General features: G+C 41.0%; 41 protein-coding genes. 9 read left to right on the forward strand and 32 right to left on the reverse strand.

The features are described 5' to 3' along the window. Positions 1 to 8: 8 nt before the first annotated feature. The 3 genes from AC6H0A_RS09475 to AC6H0A_RS09485 all read right to left on the reverse strand — a co-directional run bounded on the left by AC6H0A_RS09475 (position 9) and on the right by AC6H0A_RS09485 (position 1,025). A complete protein-coding gene (locus AC6H0A_RS09475) occupies positions 9 to 269 on the reverse strand; it encodes a hypothetical protein (RefSeq protein ID WP_005642282.1) in 261 nt (86 codons plus the stop codon). Between the two features lie 97 nt (positions 270 to 366). Beyond that, on the reverse strand, positions 367 to 651 hold the full coding sequence (locus AC6H0A_RS09480; RefSeq protein ID WP_044233048.1) for a PaaD-like zinc ribbon domain-containing protein: 285 nt from the start codon (positions 649 to 651) through the stop codon (positions 367 to 369). 218 nt (positions 652 to 869) lie between these two features. After that, positions 870 to 1,025, reverse strand: a complete 156-nt coding sequence (locus AC6H0A_RS09485) for a hypothetical protein (protein WP_005633752.1) — start codon at positions 1,023 to 1,025, stop codon at positions 870 to 872. A gap of 80 nt (positions 1,026 to 1,105) precedes the next feature. Between AC6H0A_RS09485 and AC6H0A_RS09490 the strand changes: the two genes are divergently transcribed. Both AC6H0A_RS09490 and AC6H0A_RS09495 read left to right on the forward strand, forming a co-directional pair. Then, positions 1,106 to 1,399 (forward strand): hypothetical protein, encoded by a 294-nt coding sequence (locus tag AC6H0A_RS09490; protein WP_005642280.1) that lies wholly within the window; start codon positions 1,106 to 1,108, stop codon positions 1,397 to 1,399. 36 nt (positions 1,400 to 1,435) lie between these two features. Beyond that, positions 1,436 to 1,678, forward strand: a complete 243-nt coding sequence (locus AC6H0A_RS09495) for a hypothetical protein (RefSeq protein WP_005642278.1) — start codon at positions 1,436 to 1,438, stop codon at positions 1,676 to 1,678. Positions 1,679 to 1,728: 50 nt separating this feature from the next. On the opposite strand, the gene AC6H0A_RS09500 is transcribed toward AC6H0A_RS09495, so the two are convergent. Both AC6H0A_RS09500 and AC6H0A_RS09505 read right to left on the reverse strand, forming a co-directional pair. After that, positions 1,729 to 1,896 (reverse strand): hypothetical protein, encoded by a 168-nt coding sequence (locus AC6H0A_RS09500; RefSeq protein WP_167351484.1) that lies wholly within the window; start codon positions 1,894 to 1,896, stop codon positions 1,729 to 1,731. 45 nt (positions 1,897 to 1,941) lie between these two features. Further along, positions 1,942 to 2,136 carry a hypothetical protein gene (locus tag AC6H0A_RS09505; protein ID WP_005642276.1) on the reverse strand — a complete coding sequence of 65 codons (195 nt, stop codon included), beginning with the start codon at positions 2,134 to 2,136 and terminating at the stop codon, positions 1,942 to 1,944. Between the two features lie 129 nt (positions 2,137 to 2,265). On the opposite strand from AC6H0A_RS09505, the gene AC6H0A_RS09510 reads away from it, so the two are divergent. The 6 genes from AC6H0A_RS09510 to AC6H0A_RS09535 all read left to right on the forward strand — a co-directional run bounded on the left by AC6H0A_RS09510 (position 2,266) and on the right by AC6H0A_RS09535 (position 4,459). Further along, positions 2,266 to 2,715, forward strand: coding sequence for a helix-turn-helix domain-containing protein (locus tag AC6H0A_RS09510; protein ID WP_005642274.1), 450 nt, complete (start codon positions 2,266 to 2,268; stop codon positions 2,713 to 2,715). A 7-nt stretch (positions 2,716 to 2,722) separates the two neighbouring features. Then, positions 2,723 to 3,058: a hypothetical protein gene (locus AC6H0A_RS09515; protein ID WP_044233044.1), complete on the forward strand. Its 336-nt coding sequence runs from the start codon at positions 2,723 to 2,725 to the stop codon at positions 3,056 to 3,058. A 74-nt stretch (positions 3,059 to 3,132) separates the two neighbouring features. Next, the gene (locus AC6H0A_RS09520) at positions 3,133 to 3,465 is read left to right on the forward strand and encodes a zinc ribbon domain-containing protein (protein ID WP_005642272.1); all 333 of its coding nucleotides are present in this window, start codon (positions 3,133 to 3,135) and stop codon (positions 3,463 to 3,465) included. 49 nt (positions 3,466 to 3,514) lie between these two features. Next, positions 3,515 to 3,754 carry an excalibur calcium-binding domain-containing protein gene (locus tag AC6H0A_RS09525; RefSeq protein ID WP_005642271.1) on the forward strand — a complete coding sequence of 80 codons (240 nt, stop codon included), beginning with the start codon at positions 3,515 to 3,517 and terminating at the stop codon, positions 3,752 to 3,754. Positions 3,755 to 3,816: 62 nt separating this feature from the next. Beyond that, positions 3,817 to 3,945: a hypothetical protein gene (locus AC6H0A_RS09530; protein WP_256867607.1), complete on the forward strand. Its 129-nt coding sequence runs from the start codon at positions 3,817 to 3,819 to the stop codon at positions 3,943 to 3,945. Further along, positions 3,926 to 4,459 (forward strand): hypothetical protein, encoded by a 534-nt coding sequence (locus AC6H0A_RS09535; protein WP_044233042.1) that lies wholly within the window; start codon positions 3,926 to 3,928, stop codon positions 4,457 to 4,459. Before AC6H0A_RS09530 ends, AC6H0A_RS09535 begins: the two co-directional genes overlap by 20 nt. A 16-nt stretch (positions 4,460 to 4,475) precedes the next feature. On the opposite strand, the gene AC6H0A_RS09540 is transcribed toward AC6H0A_RS09535, so the two are convergent. From AC6H0A_RS09540 to AC6H0A_RS09630, 19 genes are all read right to left on the reverse strand, one after another. Continuing rightward, positions 4,476 to 5,669 carry a phage late control D family protein gene (locus AC6H0A_RS09540; protein WP_005642267.1) on the reverse strand — a complete coding sequence of 398 codons (1,194 nt, stop codon included), beginning with the start codon at positions 5,667 to 5,669 and terminating at the stop codon, positions 4,476 to 4,478. Further along, positions 5,669 to 6,106 (reverse strand): phage tail protein, encoded by a 438-nt coding sequence (locus tag AC6H0A_RS09545; RefSeq protein ID WP_005642265.1) that lies wholly within the window; start codon positions 6,104 to 6,106, stop codon positions 5,669 to 5,671. Before AC6H0A_RS09545 ends, AC6H0A_RS09540 begins: the two co-directional genes overlap by 1 nt. Then, positions 6,107 to 6,445 (reverse strand): hypothetical protein, encoded by a 339-nt coding sequence (locus tag AC6H0A_RS09550; protein WP_005642263.1) that lies wholly within the window; start codon positions 6,443 to 6,445, stop codon positions 6,107 to 6,109. A 166-nt stretch (positions 6,446 to 6,611) separates the two neighbouring features. Further along, positions 6,612 to 6,758 (reverse strand): GpE family phage tail protein, encoded by a 147-nt coding sequence (locus AC6H0A_RS09555; protein ID WP_005633772.1) that lies wholly within the window; start codon positions 6,756 to 6,758, stop codon positions 6,612 to 6,614. Next, complete coding sequence (locus tag AC6H0A_RS09560) at positions 6,758 to 7,057, reverse strand: phage tail assembly protein (protein ID WP_005642261.1); 300 nt, start codon at positions 7,055 to 7,057, stop codon at positions 6,758 to 6,760. Before AC6H0A_RS09560 ends, AC6H0A_RS09555 begins: the two co-directional genes overlap by 1 nt. A gap of 85 nt (positions 7,058 to 7,142) precedes the next feature. After that, positions 7,143 to 7,649 (reverse strand): phage major tail tube protein, encoded by a 507-nt coding sequence (locus AC6H0A_RS09565; RefSeq protein WP_005642260.1) that lies wholly within the window; start codon positions 7,647 to 7,649, stop codon positions 7,143 to 7,145. Between the two features lie 3 nt (positions 7,650 to 7,652). Then, complete coding sequence (locus AC6H0A_RS09570; RefSeq protein WP_005642259.1) at positions 7,653 to 8,837, reverse strand: phage tail sheath subtilisin-like domain-containing protein; 1,185 nt, start codon at positions 8,835 to 8,837, stop codon at positions 7,653 to 7,655. 160 nt (positions 8,838 to 8,997) lie between these two features. Then, complete coding sequence (locus AC6H0A_RS09575; protein WP_044233040.1) at positions 8,998 to 9,360, reverse strand: hypothetical protein; 363 nt, start codon at positions 9,358 to 9,360, stop codon at positions 8,998 to 9,000. Beyond that, positions 9,341 to 9,496 carry a hypothetical protein gene (locus AC6H0A_RS09580; protein ID WP_497512627.1) on the reverse strand — a complete coding sequence of 52 codons (156 nt, stop codon included), beginning with the start codon at positions 9,494 to 9,496 and terminating at the stop codon, positions 9,341 to 9,343. The genes AC6H0A_RS09575 and AC6H0A_RS09580 overlap by 20 nt, the downstream gene beginning before the upstream one ends. Continuing rightward, entirely contained in the window at positions 9,493 to 9,834 is a 342-nt protein-coding gene (locus tag AC6H0A_RS09585; RefSeq protein ID WP_005642258.1) for a hypothetical protein, read from the reverse strand. The genes AC6H0A_RS09580 and AC6H0A_RS09585 overlap by 4 nt, the downstream gene beginning before the upstream one ends. After that, positions 9,827 to 10,105, reverse strand: coding sequence for a hypothetical protein (locus tag AC6H0A_RS09590; protein ID WP_044233037.1), 279 nt, complete (start codon positions 10,103 to 10,105; stop codon positions 9,827 to 9,829). The genes AC6H0A_RS09585 and AC6H0A_RS09590 overlap by 8 nt, the downstream gene beginning before the upstream one ends. Next, positions 10,084 to 10,698 carry an HI_1402-related protein gene (locus tag AC6H0A_RS09595; RefSeq protein WP_497512628.1) on the reverse strand — a complete coding sequence of 205 codons (615 nt, stop codon included), beginning with the start codon at positions 10,696 to 10,698 and terminating at the stop codon, positions 10,084 to 10,086. Before AC6H0A_RS09595 ends, AC6H0A_RS09590 begins: the two co-directional genes overlap by 22 nt. Further along, entirely contained in the window at positions 10,698 to 12,869 is a 2,172-nt protein-coding gene (locus tag AC6H0A_RS09600) for a phage tail-collar fiber domain-containing protein (RefSeq protein ID WP_497512629.1), read from the reverse strand. Before AC6H0A_RS09600 ends, AC6H0A_RS09595 begins: the two co-directional genes overlap by 1 nt. An 8-nt stretch (positions 12,870 to 12,877) precedes the next feature. Further along, entirely contained in the window at positions 12,878 to 13,414 is a 537-nt protein-coding gene (locus AC6H0A_RS09605) for a phage tail protein I (protein ID WP_044232587.1), read from the reverse strand. Then, complete coding sequence (locus tag AC6H0A_RS09610; protein ID WP_005641148.1) at positions 13,404 to 14,318, reverse strand: baseplate assembly protein; 915 nt, start codon at positions 14,316 to 14,318, stop codon at positions 13,404 to 13,406. The genes AC6H0A_RS09605 and AC6H0A_RS09610 overlap by 11 nt, the downstream gene beginning before the upstream one ends. Then, positions 14,315 to 14,653 (reverse strand): GPW/gp25 family protein, encoded by a 339-nt coding sequence (locus tag AC6H0A_RS09615; protein ID WP_005641150.1) that lies wholly within the window; start codon positions 14,651 to 14,653, stop codon positions 14,315 to 14,317. Before AC6H0A_RS09615 ends, AC6H0A_RS09610 begins: the two co-directional genes overlap by 4 nt. Before the next feature lies 1 nt (position 14,654). After that, entirely contained in the window at positions 14,655 to 15,254 is a 600-nt protein-coding gene (locus AC6H0A_RS09620; RefSeq protein WP_005641152.1) for a phage baseplate assembly protein V, read from the reverse strand. Positions 15,255 to 15,364: 110 nt separating this feature from the next. Beyond that, entirely contained in the window at positions 15,365 to 15,541 is a 177-nt protein-coding gene (locus AC6H0A_RS09625) for a hypothetical protein (protein WP_005641154.1), read from the reverse strand. A gap of 76 nt (positions 15,542 to 15,617) precedes the next feature. Continuing rightward, positions 15,618 to 18,392 (reverse strand): phage tail tape measure protein, encoded by a 2,775-nt coding sequence (locus tag AC6H0A_RS09630; protein WP_497512630.1) that lies wholly within the window; start codon positions 18,390 to 18,392, stop codon positions 15,618 to 15,620. A gap of 68 nt (positions 18,393 to 18,460) precedes the next feature. Between AC6H0A_RS09630 and AC6H0A_RS09635 the strand changes: the two genes are divergently transcribed. Further along, positions 18,461 to 18,721, forward strand: coding sequence for a hypothetical protein (locus AC6H0A_RS09635; RefSeq protein WP_005641158.1), 261 nt, complete (start codon positions 18,461 to 18,463; stop codon positions 18,719 to 18,721). Here the strand turns inward: AC6H0A_RS09635 and AC6H0A_RS09640 are convergent. The 8 genes from AC6H0A_RS09640 to AC6H0A_RS09675 are packed head-to-tail and all read right to left on the reverse strand — an operon-like array spanning position 18,699 to position 21,310. Beyond that, on the reverse strand, positions 18,699 to 19,157 hold the full coding sequence (locus AC6H0A_RS09640) for a phage virion morphogenesis protein (RefSeq protein WP_179230751.1): 459 nt from the start codon (positions 19,155 to 19,157) through the stop codon (positions 18,699 to 18,701). The two genes, AC6H0A_RS09635 and AC6H0A_RS09640, sit on opposite strands and share 23 nt — an antisense overlap. Next, positions 19,157 to 19,627, reverse strand: coding sequence for a phage tail protein (locus AC6H0A_RS09645; protein ID WP_005641162.1), 471 nt, complete (start codon positions 19,625 to 19,627; stop codon positions 19,157 to 19,159). Before AC6H0A_RS09645 ends, AC6H0A_RS09640 begins: the two co-directional genes overlap by 1 nt. Further along, positions 19,593 to 19,856: a hypothetical protein gene (locus AC6H0A_RS09650; RefSeq protein ID WP_044232595.1), complete on the reverse strand. Its 264-nt coding sequence runs from the start codon at positions 19,854 to 19,856 to the stop codon at positions 19,593 to 19,595. Before AC6H0A_RS09650 ends, AC6H0A_RS09645 begins: the two co-directional genes overlap by 35 nt. Beyond that, on the reverse strand, positions 19,853 to 20,068 hold the full coding sequence (locus tag AC6H0A_RS09655) for a TraR/DksA family transcriptional regulator (RefSeq protein WP_005641165.1): 216 nt from the start codon (positions 20,066 to 20,068) through the stop codon (positions 19,853 to 19,855). Before AC6H0A_RS09655 ends, AC6H0A_RS09650 begins: the two co-directional genes overlap by 4 nt. Continuing rightward, positions 20,065 to 20,328 carry an Rz1-like lysis system protein LysC gene (gene lysC / locus AC6H0A_RS09660; RefSeq protein WP_005672206.1) on the reverse strand — a complete coding sequence of 88 codons (264 nt, stop codon included), beginning with the start codon at positions 20,326 to 20,328 and terminating at the stop codon, positions 20,065 to 20,067. Before lysC ends, AC6H0A_RS09655 begins: the two co-directional genes overlap by 4 nt. Further along, positions 20,243 to 20,593 carry a hypothetical protein gene (locus tag AC6H0A_RS09665; protein ID WP_005641167.1) on the reverse strand — a complete coding sequence of 117 codons (351 nt, stop codon included), beginning with the start codon at positions 20,591 to 20,593 and terminating at the stop codon, positions 20,243 to 20,245. The genes lysC and AC6H0A_RS09665 overlap by 86 nt, the downstream gene beginning before the upstream one ends. Beyond that, the gene (locus AC6H0A_RS09670; RefSeq protein ID WP_005641170.1) at positions 20,578 to 21,096 is read right to left on the reverse strand and encodes a lysozyme; all 519 of its coding nucleotides are present in this window, start codon (positions 21,094 to 21,096) and stop codon (positions 20,578 to 20,580) included. The genes AC6H0A_RS09665 and AC6H0A_RS09670 overlap by 16 nt, the downstream gene beginning before the upstream one ends. Then, positions 21,089 to 21,310 carry a phage holin gene (locus tag AC6H0A_RS09675; protein WP_005641173.1) on the reverse strand — a complete coding sequence of 74 codons (222 nt, stop codon included), beginning with the start codon at positions 21,308 to 21,310 and terminating at the stop codon, positions 21,089 to 21,091. The genes AC6H0A_RS09670 and AC6H0A_RS09675 overlap by 8 nt, the downstream gene beginning before the upstream one ends. Position 21,311: the final 1 nt, after the last annotated feature.

Below are 21,311 nucleotides of genomic sequence, written 5' to 3' on the forward strand. Positions count from 1 at the left end.
CCATTCATTTATTTACGGAACCACCGTGCAAAGCGTTGGAAAATACTTTGTTCACGTTTCCACTGTACTTTTTCAAGTAATGCAATACGATCACTCAGTGATTCATTCAGCAATACTTGCTGTGCATTCACGTTTGCTTGGTGAGAAATCGCTCGTTGCAACAGTTGAATGTTGCGAGCCTGTTCTTGCACGGTTTTGTTTAACTGCCACACATTCACACGGTTATGGCGTTTTTTACCGTTGTCATACACATAATTACTGCTTGCCATTTGCTCAAACTCCTAAATTTTGGTTGCAAAAATCCTGTCGAATGAATTTCTTCAAACGACGGTGGTTAAAAATTGTTTTGATTAAAAATAGATAGGGTTATTTGTTCCCAGGCCAGTCATTCCAATCTGCAAAAATATCAATTTGCCTTTCGTCAGCATTTTTCTTTTTGCTTTCATTAGGAAAGTCCGACCAAGTGAGCGATTCCAAATTGAGAGATTTATGTAAATCATAAACTTCATCAAAATTAATGGTTATCTTGCCAAGCATATTCAAACAGTTTGGGCAATACACAATCGCTTTTTTTAATGTCGGCGTAATTTGAGTTGATGTTCTCGTACTGGTACTTTTTTTACACTTTGGACATAACACTTCAACAGCCATATCACACACCTTCTTCTGTCCTATACTCTCCACATTCCCCAATATGGATTGCACGGTTATTAAAATTAAAAGATAATCAACACCATAAAGCACGACACCATTGAAAATAACGCCACGAGGTATGCCATGCTGACTCGATTTTTACGATTTCTCATATTTATCCTTAACTGGTCTATTGTTGCTGGAATTGTTTGGCTTAATGTCATCTTACTGACTGATTAATTAATACATTCTTCCAATTTCAAACGGATAAAATCATTCAATTCCCGTTTATCCGCTTGAGCCATTTCTTGTAACTTTTCTTTAAAACTTGCCGTTACACGAAACGCAATAATTTCAGATTTTAGTTCGCGTTTTTTTTCTGTTTTCGCCATACTCTTTTCCTTGTTGTTTTTGTTTACTTTGTTATACTCAGTCACTAATAATTATGTGTTCTCTTACCCTGAGGATTTTTATGACCGCACTTTCCATTGAAGAACGTCTCGAAAAACTTGAAGCGCAAATGCAAAAGCGTATTGAACGTCAAAACTTGCTATTTGAATTGATTTATCAACAAACCGAATTGCAAAGCACTATTCTTTATCTTTCAAAGATCCGCGAGGACTTGCTTCACGTTCAGCCATCATTTTCGCCACTTCTTGAGCAACAGCGCCTTCTATACGCAAAACTTCTTTCTGAACTGCCTCCTGAAGATCAACAGGGGCGTGAATATGTACGTTCACTACAAGATCTCTTTGAACAGAAATAGTCGTCATTAATTTCTCCATAAAAATAAGGAACTCCCATGACTGACGAAACACTGGTTATCCCCATTGAAGTTGATTCACCGCTCAACATCACTTTCCATGCCGAGACAGGAGAAATGACGGTGGAATGTTTTCAGTTTGTTTCAGGTGCGCCACAGGCGAAGATGACTTTTCGCTATACACCGCAGGCAACACAAGAAATGCTGCGGGCGCTTGCGATTTTCCAAGAGAAACTCGGTACAACATTTTTAACGCAAGCCACGCCACATAACGTGCAATAAATTGTTTACATTGAAAAAGCATAGCTTTCGTGTTTTTTTCCATTGTTTAACTATTCCGAATCACTGCCCAATCCATCATTAGGCTTTACTTCGGTTTCCAATGTCGATTCTGTAGGAATGCTACGCTGAAGATAAATAGACACATTCACTACAACATTTGTAATATTCACATCTCGCCCGGCAACCGTATTGTTATCGCCGATAATATGGGTTGACATAGCGTTATCTTTTAACATCGCACCTTGCCTTGGATTGCACGGTTATTAATCTGCTAGTCCCAATCCTTGACGAATCAACATCCGCCCCAATGCGGCTTTGGTTGCTAATCCCAAGTTTTCCCGTTTGCGTTCAAAAACTTCGCCTTCTTCTGTGTTTAACGTTATGTGAAATGCCACAGAAACCTCGCGTATAGGGCGAGGTTTACGCTTAGTTTTATGACTAAGATCATTTTTTTCCATATAGACACCTCCTGAATTTGTTGATATTGTTAGAGTATTTATCAAAACGATCCGTTTTAAGCCTTGTTATCTTATTTTGGAAATATTTTATTGCATAATTGTGCAACTTACAATAGGAAAATTTGAATTATGGTGCAATTTTCTCAAATGTTAAAAAATGAACGTATGCGTTTAGGTCTTACTCAAGATGAAATAGCTAGATTTTGTGGAGTTTCTAAGCGAACTTATAACTATTATGAAGATGGAGAGAGGGCTGCTAGTTCAGACTTCTTAATGGCTTTTTCTAAATTAGGTGCGGATATTAATTATTTGTTTACAGGTGAACGGACAAAAGAGAGTTTAGAACCGTTAGAAAGAACAGTATTGTTGGCATTTAATCGTTTGGTTAAAGATGGGCAAAAAACTAGTGCTATCACTTTTATGGCAATGCTTGAAGCAGGGTTAATAAAGGGAGATTTTAATACATTATGGGAGCAAGAGAAAAATCTACAAAGCCCTACCGCACTTTCAGGGCAAACAGTTTCTAACAGTATTATTGAGAATGTGGCGGGGCGTGATATCAATATAGGCAAGAAGTAACCCGCCCATGACAAAACAAACCATTGAAAACAGCACAGTACACCATCTTGCTGGGCGAGATGTGAACATCACGAATATCTATCATAAAGAAAGCGCCCCTTTTCCGCGCACCAGATTAGTAGCTGAAATTCTTGCTGTGCGTAATTGTTCTGCGCACCTTGAATTTGTGATCAATACACATGCCGATAAATGTTATGGGTCACACTATTTTAAAGAAATGAAAGAAACCGAGTTGCAAGCAATGCACGAATTTGCCTGCCACTTGCGTGATTTACTGGCTGAACAACAACGGCCAAGCTGGGTAAAACGGCTGTTATCGTGGATTAGGTCACGTGGTGTTTAGTTTGACGATGAAGCGGTGGTGAACCTCCTCCATAAAATAAAAGAGCTTTATTAACAACAACATAAGGAAATATTATGGCATTAATTAACTGTCCTGAATGCAACAATCAAGTAAGTGATCAAGCTTTCAAATGTCCGTCTTGTGGTAAACAACTAAGAAAACCTAAACGCACCTTTATGGGCAAGGTTTTTAAATGGTTGTTTATTCTGTTCAACTTGTTCATGGTGTATAGCCTTTTCACTGGTTTGGGCGGGGGCGCAGAAGTGATAAATAGCGCAGCGACCGATGCAGAAAAAGCGGGTGCGGCAATCGGCACTGGCTTGGGGTTAAGCATGATTCTTGGCTTGTGGGTCATCGGTGATATTATTCTCGGCTTATTTGTTTTATTCACTCGTCCAAAATCTTAATTCTATTGTATGCCTGTTTTATAACGGGCTTTTTTATAGGAAATATTCTATGAAAAAACTTTTCTTAATTTTAACCGCACTTTCCCTTGCCGTATCACCTGCAGTGTTTGCTAAGGCGCACAAAAAATCAAATTCTGAATCAGAACAGCAATTCAGTTGTAATGATGGAAAGCGAGTATGTGGAGATATGGAAAGTTGCGATGATGCAATGTTTCATCTTAAGCAATGTGGTATGAAAAAGCTTGATCGCGATCACGATGGCGTGCCTTGTGAGAATGTGTGTAGATAAGTAATTTGCTATAAATTTAATTTGGTTAGGTCATTGTTCACAACAAAATAAAGGTAAAAAATATGTCGGATAATAATAAACTCCTCAATAACGATGAAAAGTTGGCAATATTGACTGCGCAATTAATGCCAGACCCTTATGAGGAGGACGCTGATGACGATAAACGAGAAAATGACCAACAAGACGATTAATTTAGAGGCAAGAAAGAAAAACCTACTTTTTAGCATAGAACGTTCGATTCGTTACAATAGGAAACGACAACATTTTTTTGAATGCTGGGAGCGTGGCACGAATTTCTTATCTGTATTGTTCGGTTCCGGTACGCTTTATGCCATATTGCAATCACATCAATCTATTGCAATCGCGGTGAGTATTGCCCTGACGGTATGTTCTTCTTTGAGTTTAGTTATTGGGTTTAGTGAGAAAGCACGCGACCACCGTGATTTTAGCCAACAGTTCCTACGCTTGAAAGAACGCTTAATTGCAGAACCTCTTACCCTAACACTTTGTAACGAAATTAAAACCGGAATCAATCGAATAGATTTGGAGGAGCCACCTGTTTTAGTGGTGTTAGAACAAATTTGTTATAACGAACAACTTAATGCCGAAGGTCTTCCACGAGAGATGATGACCAAAATAAAATGGTATCAAAGGTTGTTTGTAAATTATATTGATATTTTCCCTCATGGTTTATTGAAAAAATAGCGGTCAATCGACCGTTTTATTTTTTCTCTTTTTTCACTTCCACTTCTTCATCTTCCACTTTCAGTTCACATTCAATTTGACTGGTAAAGCCACCGTCTGAAAGATTGTGCGTTACTCTAGTGATCAGCCAATTTGTTGCGTCAATTTCTGCTTTAAAGCCTGAAAGTTCAATCGGTGTTTCGGGGATTAAATCGGGTTCGCCAAAGGCAAGGTTTAGGCTAAATGTTGCTACACCTCGTTTGAGTTTGTCAAAGGCGGATTTGGCGGCAGTGATAGCTCTCGCTTCCGAAGGATAAGTAACACGAAGGTTTTTAATTTTATCGTTGTCGCTTTCCACAGGGGCTTTTTGTTCAATAGTGTTATATTTTCTTTTCGTTAATCGTCTGCCCTTTACTGTACCATCTGCTAGCGTTCTGCCTTTCGTCATACGCTGTTTTTTCACTATCTTGGTGTTTTCATCTACCGTAATTTCGCCACGTTTGCCTGTGTCCGTATCGTGCCAATACGCCCGCACGGCTTTGTAGTTTTCGCTTTCTGCAATGGAGAAATTGTAGTTATCGCCACTTTTGCGAGTGATTTTACGCAGTGGAATCGGCTTGCCTGTGGCGGTTTTGCCTTGTCCTAGCGGCATAAATAATAGCGTGCCATTTTTAACGGTGCACATTGCCCCGTGTTCTTCTGCTAGACGGCTTAATAGATTAATGTCGCTTTCGTTGGTTTGGTCGATGTGCGCAATAAAGGTGTTAGCCAGTTTTTTCTCGCACTGGCTTTTGAGTTGGTTTTCTTTGGCGATGCTGTCAATAATTTCGCCCAACGTTTTTTTATCAAATGACCGCTCTTTTTGTTCGGAAAATGAGCCTTTTAAATCAGCCGCTCTTGCTCTGATGGTTAATCGGTCTGCCGATCCTGCACCGCCTGAAAATTGCACTTCATCGACGGAATATTGCCCTTTGTCAATCAGCGGCTTGCCTTTCCAACCTAGCGCAACTTGGATTGTGGCATTGCGTGGCGGCAAGGCGAGTTTGCCGTCATGGTCGGATAATTCTAGGTCGAGTGTATCTGCCTCTAAGCCACGATTATCCGTTAAAGACAAACTAATTAAACGGCTCGAAATCACTTGTGTGATGTCTTGCTGTTTTTTGTCTTTCGTGGTGATCTGGACTTTAAAAGCAGGCGTGCGATGATTGTCATTAAGATTTAAATCAAACATTAAAGGCTACTCATTAAACTCTCTGCAATGGCAATTAACATGGGGTCATCAGTGCGTTTTAGGCTCATGCTAAAATCAATCGCACGGGCTGCACCATCGCCAAAAAACTCTGTTCGGGTTTCTTGTACGCTTTCAATTACAAAAAAACCGATAATTTCAAAGGTTGCTCCATCAATAAGAGGAAATGCACCGCCACTGTCTGCCATTAATTCCAGAGCTTTAATGGAAAATCTACCGCCTGTGATTTCTGGGATTAATCTGCCACTTATCGTGACGGTTTCGCTTTCTTTGCCCGTGAATTGTGTTTTTGGCATTGCCCCGACAATGGCATTGGTTGGATGTCGCCAATTTGACGTGCGGTCCAAACTTTGAAAAGGTACAGTTTGCCGAGTAAAAACAAACATACCCAATGTGGCAAGTGCGAAGTTTTGGAACATTTATTCTTCCTTTTTGGCATTGTCTTCCGTGCAACTGATAATAAAAATAAAGTTTGAAAACAATATAAAAGTACCAATAATCCAATGATCAAAATAAACAAAAATCGTGCTTAATAAAATTAACGTATACATCTCAAATGTAGTTTTTGCTTTTGTATATCTGATCTTCTTCTTTTGATAGTTTACCGCCGTACCAATCCAAGCCAGAATGGATAAAATGGTAATTATCCAAATTAAGGTGATTTGAGCGCTTGAACTGCCGATAATAAATACGGCAAGAACAACAGAAAAAAGAATAAATTCGCGAATAAAATCTAAAAAATGTAATGATTTAAGCATAATAAAATCCTGTGAAAAGTGCGGTCAAAAAATCCCATGATTTCTACCGCACTTGGTGAATTAGCAAAATAAAAACGCGATGCCGAAAACGACAAGCAGCCAAAAGACAATCGAGAGGGTGATTATCCCTCGCCATACAAGGTATCTTGGCAAATTTGACAGGTAATCAATCAGTTTCTGTTTCATTTCGTTCCCTTGCTTTTTCTCGCCATTGCATTAATTCGGAAAATGTCATTTGCTCGAAGGCTTGTGGTTGCCAGTGGAAGATGATGGCAATGTCTGCCATGGCATCTTCCACTGTTGCGGCAATCATTACTCGGTCGCTTCGGTTTCCACTTCCGAGTTCTTCCCTAAAAAACCGACAGCCGCCGCAGCAAGCTCGGTGAAGTCCGCCACTTCCATAGTGACAAAGTCTGATTTATGCAAAACAGGAGTGGTGACACGTGCAAGTAAAACTTGTAATGCGTCCACATCCATTTGCAACACGTCAAACATTTTTAAGCCTTTTAATGCGGGCACAGTCGGTTTATTGACGGTGATTTCCGTGATTTGGTTTTCGCCACGAGTAATAGGGTTGGTTAAGGTGATGATTTTGGTGTTTTCTATTTTCATTTTATGTTTCCTTTAAAATCCCTCTTTTTTGTAAAGAGGGGAGGGGATTTAATAAAAGCCCCTTTCGGGGCAAGGTGTGTGTGAATTAAATGCCGATTGCTGCGCGGTGCTCTGCGAGACGATCAACCCCACCGACAATGAAAACGGAATTGATTAGGTCAATTTCCACGAGGTCTTTGCCGTTTTCGATGATTTTGTAGTAGGTTAATGGCACGGTGTAGCTTTGTTCGGTGTCATCACCCGATTTACTGGTGCCGTTGTCAATTTCGCTGAAACGACCACGCATGACCAGTTCGATTGAAACCACTTCCTCGGTGTCGTCTTGTTGATAGGCGCCCGCAAAACGTAATGCTGTGCCGTCAATTTTTCCGCCAAATTCTTTGATAAGTTCGGTCATATAACCGCCCATCTTGAATTGCGCTTCCAAGCCTTCTACCCCTAAATTCACTTTTACTGGGCCAAACATTCCGCCTGCGCGGTATTCTTCCAGTTTCATGGCTAATTTAGGTTGGGTGATTTCGGTGACTTGGCCACGGTAAGAGTTACCGTCAGCCAAAAAATTCATTAATTTGAGTTTACGAGGTAATGCCATTTTTTACGCTCCTACTTTTGCAATGTTTGCGGCAAATTCCACAAGGTATTCATCGCTGATGTATTGGTTAAAGCCAAGTTGTTCTAACGGTGGAACAGGGCAGTAGTCATAAGACACAAGCAATTTTGCATCTTTCAAGGTTGCGGCTGTGTTGAGGTTGGCATTGATAAATGCTTTCCCACCGATTAAATAACCTTGCGCCACATATTCACGCCATTTTGCATTGATCGCTTCTACGATTTCTTTTACAAGATTCACGGAAATGTCTTTATCCATCGCCCAGTCAAAGGATTGTGCAATGGTGTCTTTCAACACTTGTGCCGTGCGAGTGTAGTTTTCGTAGATAAATAATTTGTCAGCCGAACGAGTGCGTAATCCCCAGAACTTAAAGCCATTGTGATTAACACAACAAGTAATGCCTTGTTCATTGAGATAGTTCACGTCGGTTGCACTGTCGTTAATATCGAAAGAAAGCGGCTTGGTGACACCTGTCACGCCAGTTAAACCTTTGTTTGAGATTGAGGTGTGCCAGCCGTATTCTTTATCTTGATATGCACGCATTGCGGCAGCACGAACAACGGCATAATCCACTTCGGTTTGTTTGGTATTTGGGTTAAACGATAAGAAATCACCGAAAATTAGCATTAATTCACGTTGTGAGAAATTGCGACCGTATGTCACTGCTTCTTCTTTGGTTTTTGCTGTGCCGCAAGAGGCATACACAAAGCCATTGAGTTTTTTCGCTACGCTTAACAATTCAGTGGTTACGTCTTGGCTGTCATATTTCGGGATACAGAAAATACGTGGTTTGACACCACAAACTGCAGCAGACACGAGGAACGCTTTTAAGCCAGTGTAATTGCCTTCGTTATCTACAGTTCCGATCACATTGGCTTTCATGGTGCTTTCATCTTCGTTTTCTTCCACGCGAATGACGACAACTTTACAATTCACAATGTCCGCAATGCCGTCTAATGCACGAGATAACGTGCCTTGTTTACCTGCTTTGGCTTGCATTTCAGCGGTGATGCCAGTTAAAAGAGTGGGTTTGTTGAGTGGAAAAACCGATGCATCTGCATCTGGTGCGGTTGCCACTAAACCGATAACTGCAGTGGATGATGTGGTGAGTGTTCGCAAGGCTTCGGAAATTTCCGTTACCTTGACCCCATGGAGATATTCATCAGACATAATTTTAGCCCTATGGTTTCTATGGTTTGAAAAGATGTGGCTATTTTGTAAGGATTTGAAATCGAGGGGTAGCGCTTGGCGTTGTGGTATTTAAACTAACAAAGGGCGGTTAGGTAGATTTGGATGGATAAAACGGCGGAATTACCCGCCGTCACATTTATTACCCCACCTCACTCACAAAATCCACCTGTTCAGGGTCTGCAAAAGCAATGAGATACGCTGGAAAAAGTGACGCATCAGCAGGCATTTCGTAAATATCTTTGAAATAGACTTTTTCCATAGTCTCGTTGCCAGATAATGCCATCCCCACTTTCCCCACTAATTCAGGATTAACTTTCACTTTTGCCCAAGACTCCGTTGTACCCGGTTTTAACGTCACTTTCTGCACCCATTGGGTTTTTGTCCCCTGTTGAGCGGTAGCCGCGGCTTGTAAGGCTGCCACCGTCTCTTGTAATTGAGCAATATCTTTGCCAACTTGATAGGCAAAACCTTGGTCTTGTTGGTTAATTTCTAGTTTTTCCATGTTTGTAGTCCTCTTTAGCTTGGTTATAAATCTTTAAAAGTGCTGTATCAAACAGTGCAAGGCTTGCCAGTTTTACACAAGGCTTCACCTTAATTTGCACAGTTTGTTTAGGTTTTACTTGGATAGTTTGCATCATACTCTCCGCGTAATATCGTGTTGTAACCGCACTTTTCCGTTACACCACGTTTTAATTTTGCCGTCTGGCGTGGTTTGTTGCAGGTCAAATCTTGCCTCTTTCCACGTTACATTTTCTGTTTGCTCATGGGTGATGATAAGGCTGACTTCATTTACGTTGATAAGAATGCCTTGGTTGTCTGTTGATAAGCGAATCATCTCGCTTGCACTGCCTAAAGGCACAATATCGCAATCAAACCGACTGCCTGTAAAATCTAAGGGTTCGCCGTTTTCTTCGGTAAATACTAAGGTTTCCGCTTCGTCATCACCGCGAATCCAGTTAAAAATAATCTCAGCCATGTTGCACCGCCTTAAAGCGTTCATCATGTTGTTTGCCTGAAACCTCACTTTCATAGGCCGTTTTGCAGTGATTGCGGTCAAAGAAAATGCCGTTGATGAAACGATATAACACCTGCCAACGTTTTTTCGGGTTCTCGGCTAATATTGCCCCCCGATAAGTGCGACTGGAGAGGGTTTCATCTGCTGCGCCCCCTGTGAGGGTGTTAAACAGCTGGTCTATGGCAATCACAACGTGATAGCCATAGCGTGTTAATTTGCGTTTAATTGCCATTGCTCAATCTCCTGTTCAAGTGCGGTTAATTCCTCGGGGGTTTTTAACGCCAGTAAGCGGTCTTCAAAGGCTTGACGTTGCCCTATAATGATGCCAATCGCCACAGCAAACTGAGCAGATTTTTCAATCACTTTTTCAATTAACATCTCTAGCGGCACACCACGTACACGCGCAATTTGTGAAAGCATGGGTGTCGGTGTGTTGTGGTCGGCTTGCCATGCGAGAGCCTCTTTTTCTTGTCGATAAAAACTTTCAATTTCTGTTTGTGGATAGCCCGTCAGTAGGCTATTTTTAAGTTGGTCAGCTTTGTCCGCTAACTTATTGAGTAAGCCTGCTTTTTGTTGTGCAAAAAGAGCGGTTTGTTTTTCGGCTGAAATTTCCCAGGTGAGCGTATCAAGATTTAACTCGTGTGCTGCACTGGGTTGTGGGTCAATTAATACGGGGTTGCCTGTTTTATCTGCAATGATTTGCTTGCCTTGAGATTGTCCGTTAAGTAACTCAATATATTTATCTTGGCTAATTTCTACCGCACCTTCTGGGACAAAACCACCGTCTGCGTCATCAAAAAAGCCGTTTTTGTAGTACATAGTCATTATTTCCATCTCCCAATAGTCATCCAATCTGCAGACCCTAAATACCAGCTTGTTACTGTCGCTGTTGTATTCGTTTTGGCTTGCATAAATACCCAGTTATATTCTCCCTTACCGCTTGCCCTTGATTCGTATCGTTCTGTAATAAAACATCGATACTCTTTATCTACATATGCAATCGGCAGCACGAGATCTGTATGCACTGTAGTATTGCCTCGAGTAAAAACAATTAAACCTGTTTGAATCATCGTCCCGTCAGGATATTTTCTAATTTCAACATTACCAATTCTTTGATAGGTAATTGACTCATTAATAATTTGAGAGGTAGCTTGATTAAAATCCGTAATCTGGCTAACGGTATGGGTATGATTACGGTCTGCTTTATTTTGCAGTCCTTGCGCTAATCGCCCAGCATCAAGCTCACCAGTATTAGTTACCTCGCCGTGAGATTTAATCCAAAAGACTACATCATCAAAACTATTAATGGCTTTGATGCATAATTTGAGGATTAATGATTTAGGGCGAGTTTCGGCACCACCTGTTGCCATTTGAGAGGTGTTTTTAGGTGAAACAAAACCATTATCGCCATCTCTATCATCATAACTATTGACACTCCACAAATCTGAAGAATGAGTAAATGTTGTATAGTCAAAATACGAATTATTTCTTCCTTGACTTGAGTCGTCGAACCAAGAATCGTAGTCTATCGGTACTCTATGTACATGTCGTTTTAACTCGTCTTCTTGTGTTTGTCCTACCGATAGCCCATCACCCACATTACGCAAAAATCTATCTGCTACTTTAGGCACACGAGCAATAGAGCCATATTTGCCGACTAAGTGACGATATAACTCAGGGTAACGTTGCTCGGTAACTTGTGTGGCAATCTCATCAAAGGCAATCCAACCAGCAGGAATATTATCCACGGCAAAATAAGCGGTCATCCCCACATCGCTACGGGTTAAGTCAGGGAGTTTGTTGCTGTTGCCTAACACACGATACAAATCAGGAAAGGTTTGTTGGTTAAATGTCGTACCATTGGCTTTTAAAAAGCCAACTGGATTGGTTACCGCGCGCGGAAATGACACCACCGCACCAATAGGAATGCCATCGGTATTGAGTTTTTTCCAAGCCGACCAACTGTCTGTCTGATAACTTGTTTGATGTCGCTCATACATATCTGTACTATAAGCAATATAGGCAATTTGACGACACCAATGACCATCACCGCCTGCAATAACTTGGATGTGACAACTATTGCCAGCTACAGGTAGATTTTGTGAACGGCTTGCTTGTGTAATCGCATAAATACCATCGGTTTTAAGGGTGTTAATATCGCCAACAAAAGGTTCAACTTTAAAATTTCCAATGCCATAGCCCGCTAAGGTTGTGGCGGGAGATTGTTTGCTATTTGCGAGGTCATAAGCCGTTTTAACCGCTGCACTGGTTGCAACTGTGTCTGCACTATTGCTATCTACGGCAGAGGATTTTTTGCTGTTTTGGATGTAATTTTGCGAGACATTTAACTGTAATTGTGCAGTTTGTTGAGCAAGTTTTTTCCCCGCTTTCGCAGTGAGTGCAAGAGATTCACTTTCAAGGCCTGTGTCGTTGGTGAGTTGGACTATGCCTTGTTGTTGCAAGGTTGCTTTAGCAATTTCGTGAGTGTGACCGCTTTCATCAAATCCATTTTGCGTTGTGGCAGTAATGGCTTTCGGTGCCATTTGTTGGCGAGTCACAAAAATCACACTGTGATCGATGGATAATGTCACTGCACTAGAGGATTCTACTTTTAAAATCATTCGTAGTACTTGGACTTTACCACTGCCACTACTTTCTGTTGGTTTAAAACTTTCAGGGCAGTTTGCGTAGGCAATGAGTTTGTTTTGTGCGTCAAATACGCCCATTTCTCGGATGTAAAAACCACCGATATTTTCAGGAATGGTTAATTCAACGATGACTTGTTTATTATTGCGAGGATCCAGAGAAACTGCACTTACAGGTGCGATGTGTGTTTGATGCACAAGTGCTGTGGCACTTGCTGTTGGTGTAACCGCTTGTCCATTGCCATCGCCCACAGCAAATTGAGTAAGTTGTAATGACTGCCCTTGGCTTAATGCCTGAGCAAAAGCCCGTGTTCCGTAGTCGGTTAAGATTGCAAAATATTGTGATGCCATAAATATTCCTATTGTGGATATACCGTGATGATTTCTCCCCACTGCTGACCAACAAAGACACTAAGTGTCCCTGTTGGGGAGAGGGCGATAGCGAGCTGATTGAGATGTCTTGAGACGGGTTTAACATCGTTAATAAGCCGCACAAGTTCGTTATAGGTTTGTTCATTTAAACCACTTTCAGACACTTCCACGGTTAAGCTAAATGTTCCTGGCGTGCCTTGTGGGTTGGTTTGAAACCATTCTTTCAGTTCAATAAGATAGCCTATTGGCTCAACCACACGTTTTACTGCGCCAATTGTGCCTTTGTGTTTGTGTACAAAATAAGATTGTTTAATCGCAATGCGTTTAACTTCTTCCGTCCAGTTTTCGTCCCATTTATCCACCGAAAACGCCCAAGCTAAATAAGGCAGTAAATTAGCAGGGCAGCGTTCAGGGTTGATTAAATCTGCAATAACAATGGGATTTGCTACCGCACTTTTTAGAATTTCTGCCGCACGTTTTTCTAATGGGGTTGAGCCTATCGGCAGTAAATAATTAGTAATCATCACTTATCACGATCTCCAAATTAATTGCCGTGCAGTAGGCTGATTTTGAGCTTGGTAGCACAATGTCGGCGGTAGGCGAGATAAGCTCTACCCGCTGCACCCCTTCTAAGTGTAATGCGGCATAAATACCCGATAGACTAATATCTCGCCCTAAACGGTGTTTTTCTTCGGTGTAAGCCGTCAATTTTTTTAGAGCTGCAGCTTTGATTGGCTCATATTCAGGGCCACGATAAAGATGTAATTTGGCGCGGATTTCGTAGGATTGGATCACCGCACTTTGGACAATAACGCGGTCGCCAATAGGGCGGATGTCATCATCGTTAAGTTTTGCCCGAACCACATTTAAAAGACTTTCCTCTGCCTCGCCTTGTCCATTGCGACTTAAAATTGTCACGGTAACATTAGCGGGCTGAGGGGAAACCACCGACACATCTGCAACATCAGGGTGTGCAGAAAGTGCGTGGAAGATATAAGCAGAACGAGGACCCGCCACAGAAAGCCCCTCAAAGGCTAATTGCGTACGCAATCTTAATGAGGTGTCATCTTCTAAAATTTCGGGGATTTTAGGCGTAACATTATTATTCGCCTCTTGAATGACTTGTCTTTTTACATTGTAATTGGCTGCAATCACATCTAAATCTGAATCGCTTGCATAGGCTAACATTGTGGCTTTTGCCGCATTGTTGATGCGGTTTCTTTCCATCAGCTGTAGATAAACCACTTCTTGTAATAATTTTGTGATAGGCTCACTTTCTAAACTTAATCGTGCTTGCCAAAATGCTCTTTCATCTTGTGGGAAAAGTGCGATAAATTCCGCTTTTCTGTCTGCGAGCAAACTTTCAAAATCTAAATCTTCTAGCACTTTCGGTGCATCTAGTTTTGATAAATCGACTAATTCGCTCATTGTTTATGTCCTAAAAATAGTTTTTCGTTGCGCATTTCTTGGTTATCTTTGCGACTGCGTGCGACATAACTTGCCACAATGCCACCTTCAACCAACTCTGGTTTAAATTGTGTGATCTGTACGCGTGGTTCCCAACGATTAATCGCTGTAACAGCACACGCCGCCAGTTGTAATAACAATGTGTGGCTAATCGGGCGGTCAATTAGCAGAGGAATTAAACTGCCATATTCACGCCGCTGAATACGTGAACCAACTGGCGTTAGCAAAATATCGGCAATGGATTGTTTAATGTGGTCGCTTTCGTTTTTTAATGTTTCGCCAGTGTATCGATTCATGCTATGCCTTCGCGTTAGAGGTTCGTTGGCCATCGCCTTGTTCAACGTGAACGTGGTTTTGTAAACTAATTGAGCCACCTTTAATATCACCGCTTGCGGTCACACTGCCTTGTGTGCTGATATTGCCTTTTGTGGTGCTTGTGCCTGTGGTTGATAAAGAGCCGTCAATATTCACATTGCCTTTGATATTGATAGTAGGGCAGTCAATATCAATTTGATTAGCGACAGTAATACTGGCGGTTTTGATGCCTGTCACAACTAATGCGCCACTTGATTGGTTATAGGTAATTTTGGCACCGTCAGCAAATTCAATAACGTGTTCGTCGGCTGAATGGCTAGGGCTGTTTTGAGTGTAAAGCCCAACTAATATGCAGGCAGTGGTAAATTCGCCACTAACCGATAACATCACACATTGTTCGCCCACCGTCGGCGGCGACCATGTTTTAGTTGTACCCGCACGAAGTGTGATGAATGGTAAAAATTCTGTCAGAATGTCACCGCTCTTTACACGAGCACGAGCGGTAGCGTGATTCACTTCAGCGATCACCCCAAAGCGGATAATGTTGTCTAGTTTTCGTTGTAATTCAGCAGACATAGGCATTCACAGTTAAAGAAAATGCCTTATTGTTGGCAATATTGTGTGGTGTGGCGAGTGGGGGAGAGTGTGGAATAATAGGTAACAAAAAAGGGCTTTCGCCCTTTTATTTTTTATTACCTAATTGAATATGTTTGCGTTCTAGCATTTAATTGTGTGGCTCTAAGTTGCGCTTTTAAAATGGTTTGAACATTTGCCTTAATATCTTTGGCATTGTCACCCTTCACACGTTCGCCTTTTATTGGCGACGTGCGGTCAATAATTTCACGAATAAAAGGTGCATTGTTGTTCATTGATACCCTCCTATTTTTCGCCGATCCTAGCACTTCTATTTACAATAAACAACAAAAAAGGGCTTTCGCCCTTTTATTATGCTCTGTCCCACATTGAACTTCTAGCCCTTGCTTGGCGTTGGTTTTCGATGCGTTGTATTTCTTTTGCCACTTGCTGTGCAATGGCTCGTTCGTCCATGCCTTGTGCAGCATTGACAGTAATATTTACGCTCATTGGTTGGCTGGTTTGTGCAATCATTGGACGAGCAGAAATGGGCGCACGAGTATCAACTTGCACAGGGGCGGCAGTTGCAACGCTGATACCTAAACCGCCCGCAATAAGTGCTTGTTTGCCGTAATTAAGGGCGTTGAGTGTATTGACGCCAAGGCGTGATGTGGCTTCTTTGGTCATCACATATTCGCCACCGTGAACAATGCCCATTGGTTGATATTTGCCGCCATTGCCAGTGTAACCGCCAGACCAATTTTGACTTGGTAATTTTTTGCCGTTTGAACCAAAGCCAGTGAAATCTTTAAATGATTCCCAAGCACTTCCTACCGTTTCTTTTGTTGATTGCCAAGCGTTGCTCGAAGTGTTTTTTGTGCTTTCCCATGCACTAGATACACTATTTTTAATTCCCTCCCAACTTGGCATATTTTCAGAAATCCATTTAATACCATCCATTAATCGTGTTAATGGCGTCAGAATAAACTCAATCGCTTTCGCCATTCCATTTCCGAATTTTTTCCCTGCACTGGCTGCAGCTTCTAAATCTTCTTTAGTACTTTGTACTGGAGACAATAAATCAGTAAACCATTTTACCGCTTTTTCAATCCAGCCAACGACCACACCAAATGCAGTGCCAAGCGGTTGGAATTTTTTAAGGACGGGGGCGAGACCTGATTTTAAGCCCTCCCAAAAACCGCTGAAAAAGGCTTTAATAGGTTGCCAGTATTTATAAATTAATGTAGCAAGGGTCAATAAAGCTATCCCTAGTGGACTGATAGCCAGTGCAATTAATTTTAGCGGGGAAAGTAATCCTCTTAATATTAGCCGCCCTGTAGATGATAAATGTCCTGAAAATTTAGGAAGAATTACATTTAGTTTGGATAAGCCTAAAAATAGCCGTGCAGCTGGATAGAGTATAAAACTTAAAGCAAGGCTTAATGCACCTAATAGACTTAAACTTCCCCCGATTACAGCTGCAGTTTTTGCTATAGTAGAGGTTAATTTAGGATGTTTATCAATCCACGTCTGGATTTTATCAAGCAAATAGCCAACTCCGTCCATTAAGCTAGTCATCGTATCTTTTAAACTGGCTCCTACAGAACTATTTACATTGAATAAACGATTTTTAAATAATTGCCATTTTGCTGATAAAGTAGTCATTCGGGTTTGGAATTCCCTAGCCATACTATTTTTAGCTTCTTCACTATTTGCCAGTTCAATTTGTCTGCGCCATTCTTCGGTATTGGCAACAAGCCCTGCTAATTGGGTATTATAATTTCCGCCTGCAATATCGCTAATTACGCCAGCCCGTAAATGTTTAGGCAATTTTTTTATTTTTTCAACAATCATCATTAACGTACCTTGAGCATCTTTTACCATTGCTTTTTGAATCGCTTTTGGATCTAAACCTAACGCTTTTAGTCCGTTATTAACGGGTTTCATTCTAGTGGCTTTACTTAGACGGTTGAACGTACTTTCGATTGCTTTGGCTGATGTACTGGCTTCGTTTCCTGCCGTTAATAAAGTTGAACCTAGTGCAGCAAGATTCTTTTCACTAATTTTGACTAAATTACCAATTCCTGATGTGTTATTTAGGAAATTAATAATATCTGTCCCCTTTGAAATGGCATTATCATCTAAATAGTTAATAGTATCGGCTAGCTCTTTGGCATCTTTGGTGGTTAATTTAAAGTTTTTCTGTACTTTACCAAATAACTCTACTAATTCATCGGGGTTTTCTGCATCAAATGCTGTTGCCATTTGGGTATTTAAGCGAATAAAATCTTCCAATTCATTTTCCTGAATATCCATTCTCGCTGCAGCAGTAACCATGTCACCAATTTGATTTGTGGTAAGAGGTAATTCAGTTGAAAGCTGTTTAATCTTGTTTTTCCATTCATCGTATTTAGGGGTAAATTGTCCAAATTTGTCTTTTAGCCCTGGAACTTGGCGAGCAACCCCCGCCATAACATCTTCAAACGACATAAAATCTCGAATGGAATTGACAATTGGTGCAGTGATCGTTGTACCCGCAGCAGAGGCTTGGGCACCAATAATTTGTGCTTTTCCACTAATACTTTTGAGAGTTTCAACTTGCCCACGATATTGATTATAAGCAGCCTGCTTAGCGTTGAGTTTTTTCAATGCGGCTTCTTGATTTTTAATTTGATCCGTTGCACTTTTGGTATTTTTCTGCAGTTCTCTTTGCTTTTGCGCGAGTTTTTCTGCAGAAATGCCTGATTTTGCTAATTCTTGGCGTGCTTGCTGTAATTTATTTGCTGCATCAATTTGTTCTTGCTTGAGTTTTTTTACCGCACTTTTCGCTTTCTCTACTTCCTTTTGAAGTCCTGCAGTAGGATGTTGAGCATTCTTCATATATTGAGCATAAGACGCTGCTTTTTGTTTGGCTTGCTCTAATTCTTGATTTAGTGAATCTAATTTTGATTTCAATGGGTTGATAGTAGAAGCATATTGTTTCATTGCAGCTTGATGCTGTTTATTTTGCTGATTTAGTTGCCGCTGAATCGATTTGCTTTCTTTTAGTTTTGCCGATAGCTCATGAACGCTTTTAGATGCACTGCGAGCTGGAGCAGACATTTTATCAATGGCATTTAATAAGACGGTAAGTTGTAAATTATTCATTTTTATTCACTTTACTATTGACAAGATTAATTATTTAGCTCAATAATCGAGTAAGCAAAGGGGGAAATATGATTGCAATACTTTCATTATTTATTCTGTCTGTTGGCTTACTTGGGCTTGCAATTGGTTTTGGTGTAATTGCAGTGCCTTGGTTTGTTTCTCTGATCATTGCTGCTCCAGCTATTTTCATTTATATGTTGATGATTGGCTCAGTATTGTGGCTTGTCGAAGTTAATTTTTTTCTCGGTATGGCTGCATTAGCTGTTTATGCCTATTGGATACACATCATTCGCAAACACCTCAAATCTAAAGACTTAATTTCTCAATAATTAAATCTTCAATCATTTCAATATCTTCTTCTGTAAAGCCCAGTAATTCACGCTGGGCATATAACACCTTGAAATCTTTATATTTAGATGGGCTGGAGCTTAAACCGTATTGATGTATTGCAGCAATCGCAGCATCTCCACCATTAAAACCCACTGAAACTTCGTTACCATTTGACCGCACTTTTAAATGTCGAGCGGTGCGAAGTTTGGCGAACATGGCTTTGCGTTTGATTCGCCCTTTCTTTTTTCTAAATTCTTTACGTGGTTTTCTCGGTTCAAAGGCAGAACCATCGGGATTTTGTTGGCGTGCAATTCGGTTCGATTGGCTTTTTCGTAAGGCTTGCCCGATTTTTCGCCCAAGTTGTCTACGTGCCTGCGGAGAAAGATTGGCAATAAATGCGGTCAATTTTGCCTGAACTTCTTCTACTGTTGCCATTAGACGATATCCCCCTCAAAAATTGGCGAATCCCAGTTTTCCAAATAGACTTTTACTCGGGTTGGTTCGTCCCATACTGGTTCTTTTGCGTAATGGATCTGTACGTTATTCCCGTCTTTTTTCGACACGACACGTTCAGTGAGTTGGATTTCGAAACTAATGTCAGCGGTGTGGTTATTGTTGTAATCTACTTGGAATTTAAAGGCATTTTCTCGAATTTGCGGATTTTCGAATATTTCAGGTTGATTTGTGCGTAGATAAGCCAGCATTGGCACAATCAAGGCGGCAATATCGCCTGCATAATCAGTCACTACAACATTGAGTGTATAACGATATTCAAAACTAAATGATGCGGCACCCGTTGCGACGATTTGCCCACCGTCCACATAAAGTTGTAGATGATCGGGATTTTTTACAAAATCGGGGTGACTTTGTTCAAGGATTTTGCGCAGTTGGTTGGGCTTTTTCATTTTGCGTATCTCTGCAAATTAATGGACGGTTATCTTTATCCACTGCCACAGTCAAATGTCCATTGTCTGTCATCAAATAACCGACTTGATGAATGCAAACTTCTGTAATTCTTCCATCAGGATAATTTGAATATCTACCAAATGCGGTATCTCTAAATGGCACGGTGTAGGTATTTGCTAAACAAGGCAATGCGGCAGTGATAGCAAGGAAAAGTGTGGTTCTTCTCATTTTTTGAAATTCCGTTGTTGCATTTCAAATCTTTGTTGGCAAGCTACGCAACGTGTTACGCCTTGAATCATTTGTCTGCGCTTTTCTGGGATGGGTGCATCGCAATCTTCACAATAAAGGCGACTTACTGCTTTAAAAGTGCGGTGTTTTTTCAAGGCGATTTCACGTTGCATTTCTTCGAGCTGTTGTGCTCGGTCGAATTGATCTGTCATGGCTGTTCCTTTTTATTAAATTCATCCATGCATTTTTTTAAACTTGAGTTCTCGATAATGCACAAATCAAGGTGGTGCTGTGTCTGTAAATAGGCTTCGGCTAATTCGCCATTGGTGCGAATTTGTGGCGAATATGCACTGCACTCTGTGGTTTGCGGACAAAGAATCGGTGATTTAATGACTTCCTGTTGAGTTGAGCACGCGTTTAACATCATCAGGCAAAGGGCGGTCAGCCCAATCTTGGTTTGATTTAAGTACATTTTTTAAATCCTGTGTTTGTTGATTTTGGTTTGCTTTGAGGTTATTTACGGCTTGGATGAGCTGTGCTTGCTGTTCGGCAAATTGTTGCACGCTATGATTTAACTCAATGTAAGAGTTTTGCCATTTCAGTTTTAGCTGTTCTTCTTTAAGCATTTCTTTTCGCCAATAATTCGCCTCAAATCCCAGGAAAATAATGAGGAGTACAAGCAATATTGGCCCGATAAGTAAAATGCCTCGTTCTTTGGCGGTTAAGAAATTAAACATAGGTTTTTCTCCTTTTGACGGCGTTCAATTAATCCTTTTAGCGGTTTTCCTGCTGCGTAAATCCAACGTTCGAATTGACCGCACATAGCTTTGCTGTAGCCTTGGCGTGCCATTTTAAAAAGTGAGCTATTTTTTAATTTGCCACATCCTACGTTAAAGGTGATGGAAACTAAGGCATCAAATGCACCTTGTGGCATGGTTTGCCCGTTGGCATATTGATTAACGCATTTTTCCGATTGTTTAATGCCTTTTACGTATAATTCGGCAATTTCTTGCAAAGTGTAAATTTTATTGCGCTCAATTTTTTCAACGGCATCGGTTATGCCTATGCCGACTGTTAAAACATCGGCAGGGCATTGATAGGGCTTTTTCATGCAACCTTCTGCATTGCCAATCAGTAACAAGCCTTTTTCTGAGGTTCGAATTTCATTCCCATGAGTGGCAATCACCAGTCCAATAACGGCGGATATGGCGCAGATGTATTTAGCTGAACGTTTAATCATGATGATGGATCCGTTGTTCGAGTTCTTTTTCTTTTAATTCAAAATCTTTTTTCTTGTAATACCAATTCACAAGAAAGGTGGCGACAGCAATCACAATACCTGTAATCGATGCGACATCAGCCCAATTTACATTTGAGAACATATTGGCAATGCGTCCAATTAAGAAAGAGAATATTCCTGATGTGTAAGACGCTCTTGATGGTGTGTCGTGCATA

The organism is Haemophilus sp. THUN1692 (genome assembly GCF_059704395.1).

Coding starts and splice junctions, on each gene's coding strand:
- AC6H0A_RS09635 (WP_005641158.1), top strand. CDS start 18,461: ATGATTGCAATACTTTCATTATTTATTCTGTCTGTTGGCTTACTTGGG.
- AC6H0A_RS09625 (WP_005641154.1), bottom strand. CDS start 15,541: ATGAACAACAATGCACCTTTTATTCGTGAAATTATTGACCGCACGTCG.
- AC6H0A_RS09645 (WP_005641162.1), bottom strand. CDS start 19,627: ATGAAAAAGCCCAACCAACTGCGCAAAATCCTTGAACAAAGTCACCCC.
- AC6H0A_RS09485 (WP_005633752.1), bottom strand. CDS start 1,025: ATGGCGAAAACAGAAAAAAAACGCGAACTAAAATCTGAAATTATTGCG.
- AC6H0A_RS09540 (WP_005642267.1), bottom strand. CDS start 5,669: ATGTTTGATTTAAATCTTAATGACAATCATCGCACGCCTGCTTTTAAA.
- AC6H0A_RS09530 (WP_256867607.1), top strand. CDS start 3,817: ATGTCGGATAATAATAAACTCCTCAATAACGATGAAAAGTTGGCAATA.
- AC6H0A_RS09555 (WP_005633772.1), bottom strand. CDS start 6,758: ATGATTGCCGCAACAGTGGAAGATGCCATGGCAGACATTGCCATCATC.
- AC6H0A_RS09615 (WP_005641150.1), bottom strand. CDS start 14,653: ATGAATCGATACACTGGCGAAACATTAAAAAACGAAAGCGACCACATT.
- AC6H0A_RS09510 (WP_005642274.1), top strand. CDS start 2,266: ATGGTGCAATTTTCTCAAATGTTAAAAAATGAACGTATGCGTTTAGGT.
- AC6H0A_RS09605 (WP_044232587.1), bottom strand. CDS start 13,414: ATGATTACTAATTATTTACTGCCGATAGGCTCAACCCCATTAGAAAAA.
- AC6H0A_RS09560 (WP_005642261.1), bottom strand. CDS start 7,057: ATGAAAATAGAAAACACCAAAATCATCACCTTAACCAACCCTATTACT.
- AC6H0A_RS09630 (WP_497512630.1), bottom strand. CDS start 18,392: ATGAATAATTTACAACTTACCGTCTTATTAAATGCCATTGATAAAATG.
- AC6H0A_RS09525 (WP_005642271.1), top strand. CDS start 3,515: ATGAAAAAACTTTTCTTAATTTTAACCGCACTTTCCCTTGCCGTATCA.
- AC6H0A_RS09575 (WP_044233040.1), bottom strand. CDS start 9,360: ATGGAAAAACTAGAAATTAACCAACAAGACCAAGGTTTTGCCTATCAA.
- AC6H0A_RS09550 (WP_005642263.1), bottom strand. CDS start 6,445: ATGCTTAAATCATTACATTTTTTAGATTTTATTCGCGAATTTATTCTT.
- AC6H0A_RS09480 (WP_044233048.1), bottom strand. CDS start 651: ATGGCTGTTGAAGTGTTATGTCCAAAGTGTAAAAAAAGTACCAGTACG.
- AC6H0A_RS09495 (WP_005642278.1), top strand. CDS start 1,436: ATGACTGACGAAACACTGGTTATCCCCATTGAAGTTGATTCACCGCTC.
- AC6H0A_RS09620 (WP_005641152.1), bottom strand. CDS start 15,254: ATGCCTATGTCTGCTGAATTACAACGAAAACTAGACAACATTATCCGC.
- AC6H0A_RS09515 (WP_044233044.1), top strand. CDS start 2,723: ATGACAAAACAAACCATTGAAAACAGCACAGTACACCATCTTGCTGGG.
- AC6H0A_RS09505 (WP_005642276.1), bottom strand. CDS start 2,136: ATGGAAAAAAATGATCTTAGTCATAAAACTAAGCGTAAACCTCGCCCT.
- AC6H0A_RS09670 (WP_005641170.1), bottom strand. CDS start 21,096: ATGATTAAACGTTCAGCTAAATACATCTGCGCCATATCCGCCGTTATT.
- AC6H0A_RS09610 (WP_005641148.1), bottom strand. CDS start 14,318: ATGAGCGAATTAGTCGATTTATCAAAACTAGATGCACCGAAAGTGCTA.
- AC6H0A_RS09650 (WP_044232595.1), bottom strand. CDS start 19,856: ATGAGAAGAACCACACTTTTCCTTGCTATCACTGCCGCATTGCCTTGT.
- AC6H0A_RS09655 (WP_005641165.1), bottom strand. CDS start 20,068: ATGACAGATCAATTCGACCGAGCACAACAGCTCGAAGAAATGCAACGT.
- AC6H0A_RS09520 (WP_005642272.1), top strand. CDS start 3,133: ATGGCATTAATTAACTGTCCTGAATGCAACAATCAAGTAAGTGATCAA.
- lysC (WP_005672206.1), bottom strand. CDS start 20,328: ATGTACTTAAATCAAACCAAGATTGGGCTGACCGCCCTTTGCCTGATG.
- AC6H0A_RS09665 (WP_005641167.1), bottom strand. CDS start 20,593: ATGTTTAATTTCTTAACCGCCAAAGAACGAGGCATTTTACTTATCGGG.
- AC6H0A_RS09535 (WP_044233042.1), top strand. CDS start 3,926: ATGACCAACAAGACGATTAATTTAGAGGCAAGAAAGAAAAACCTACTT.
- AC6H0A_RS09570 (WP_005642259.1), bottom strand. CDS start 8,837: ATGTCTGATGAATATCTCCATGGGGTCAAGGTAACGGAAATTTCCGAA.
- AC6H0A_RS09500 (WP_167351484.1), bottom strand. CDS start 1,896: ATGTCAACCCATATTATCGGCGATAACAATACGGTTGCCGGGCGAGAT.
- AC6H0A_RS09545 (WP_005642265.1), bottom strand. CDS start 6,106: ATGTTCCAAAACTTCGCACTTGCCACATTGGGTATGTTTGTTTTTACT.
- AC6H0A_RS09590 (WP_044233037.1), bottom strand. CDS start 10,105: ATGGCAATTAAACGCAAATTAACACGCTATGGCTATCACGTTGTGATT.
- AC6H0A_RS09600 (WP_497512629.1), bottom strand. CDS start 12,869: ATGGCATCACAATATTTTGCAATCTTAACCGACTACGGAACACGGGCT.
- AC6H0A_RS09675 (WP_005641173.1), bottom strand. CDS start 21,310: ATGCACGACACACCATCAAGAGCGTCTTACACATCAGGAATATTCTCT.
- AC6H0A_RS09585 (WP_005642258.1), bottom strand. CDS start 9,834: ATGGCTGAGATTATTTTTAACTGGATTCGCGGTGATGACGAAGCGGAA.
- AC6H0A_RS09475 (WP_005642282.1), bottom strand. CDS start 269: ATGGCAAGCAGTAATTATGTGTATGACAACGGTAAAAAACGCCATAAC.
- AC6H0A_RS09640 (WP_179230751.1), bottom strand. CDS start 19,157: ATGGCAACAGTAGAAGAAGTTCAGGCAAAATTGACCGCATTTATTGCC.
- AC6H0A_RS09565 (WP_005642260.1), bottom strand. CDS start 7,649: ATGGCATTACCTCGTAAACTCAAATTAATGAATTTTTTGGCTGACGGT.
- AC6H0A_RS09490 (WP_005642280.1), top strand. CDS start 1,106: ATGACCGCACTTTCCATTGAAGAACGTCTCGAAAAACTTGAAGCGCAA.
- AC6H0A_RS09580 (WP_497512627.1), bottom strand. CDS start 9,496: ATGATGCAAACTATCCAAGTAAAACCTAAACAAACTGTGCAAATTAAG.
- AC6H0A_RS09595 (WP_497512628.1), bottom strand. CDS start 10,698: ATGACTATGTACTACAAAAACGGCTTTTTTGATGACGCAGACGGTGGT.